Origin of the sequence: Vibrio sp. 779(2023), assembly GCF_033344285.1 — a bacterium.
Taxonomy (GTDB): Bacteria; Pseudomonadota; Gammaproteobacteria; order Enterobacterales; family Vibrionaceae; genus Vibrio; species Vibrio alginolyticus.
This window is the reverse complement of sequence record NZ_JAWPOM010000175.1, coordinates 1-1,133: the sequence shown is the minus strand read 5'-3', so window position 1 is coordinate 1,133 and position 1,133 is coordinate 1. Positions and strand designations below refer to the sequence as shown.

Here is a 1,133-nt window from a genome sequence, read left to right as displayed (position 1 = left end):
GTTTTCCGCATCGTTCCCTTTTGAGTTTGAAGCGTTGATGATCCAAGCCGCTGCGCGTTCAACATTGTTCGTCACGCCAGCTTTATTGAAAGCGTCTTCAGGAAGACCTTCTGCATACACACCTTGGTCTAAATCCGTACTTGCGAGCCCTTCAATATGTCGCTGCGCTGCTTTTAGGTGCATCACCTCCATGTCAAAGACAGCTTGCATTTGGTTGATGCGTACTTCTGGATTTTTCTGAGCAGCCGCCACGCCACCGCCGTAATCTTTCACCACACGCACCGCGAGCGATTTAACGGCATCATCACCAATCAGCGCTTTGAGGTTCTTGCCAGAATCCGTCTCTAGCATCACTTCTGTCATGGCTCGTTCGGCAAGTTGGCTCAGCTCAGCAGCGTGAGACTTCACCATTTTGCTGTCCAGCTTCGCAAACGCATTCAGAACATCTGAAGGCGTTTTGAGGTTCGCGTCTTTAAACAACATCTGACCATGCTCGACAGAAGACGATGTTTGCAAACGTTGAGCTTGTCCCTGTTCGTTGTCAAACACTGCTTTTGTGATCGCTTTTGCCACAGACTGCGTGCTGCCTTCACGAAATAATTTCCCAGTAGCTTCAAAGAAACGCGCGACTGCACCACTTGTAGGGTTTGCACGTGTAAACTCTTGAGTAGCAGCATTGATCGTATATTCCTTACCACCAATGCTGAGTTTGCCTTCATTTAGAATCTCATTACGAGCTTGTGGCATCGCCGCTTGCAATGCACTCACATTTCCAAAACTGATCATGATTTACACCCTTAATGTAGAGAATTGGTTAGCATCCATCACTGGCGCGCTTGGCTCGTCACTGATTGTTGAGTTGGTCGTGCTTTTTAACCACTCAATGAAATTGCCGAGAGATTCATCCAACATCGCTGCATCCAGCCATTGCTGACTTAGATGAACAAAGCCAACAAAACCGACTTCCTCGTCCCAGTAAACGGCTGGTGAGCCTTGAGTGAGCGACGCTTTCATGTATTGCAGCATCACGTCATGTTCTGGTTTGTCGCCAGAAATCAAGCCAATGAGCGTCAGGCGATCATCCTCAGCACGCACAGTGATTGCCGTGTCTTGGTCAATCAAAAGATGACAGC

At 48.3% G+C, this 1,133-nt stretch carries 2 protein-coding genes; both read right to left on the bottom strand.

The window, feature by feature from the left end; genetic code table 11:
- A partial coding sequence (gene vopS / locus R8O70_RS25870) for a T3SS effector adenosine monophosphate-protein transferase VopS (RefSeq protein WP_318184544.1) occupies nucleotides 1-786 on the bottom strand: 786 nt, incomplete at its 3' end.
- 3 nt (nucleotides 787-789) lie between these two features.
- The coding region (locus R8O70_RS25865; RefSeq protein ID WP_318184543.1) for a type III chaperone at nucleotides 790-1,133 on the bottom strand (344 nt) is incomplete at its 5' end.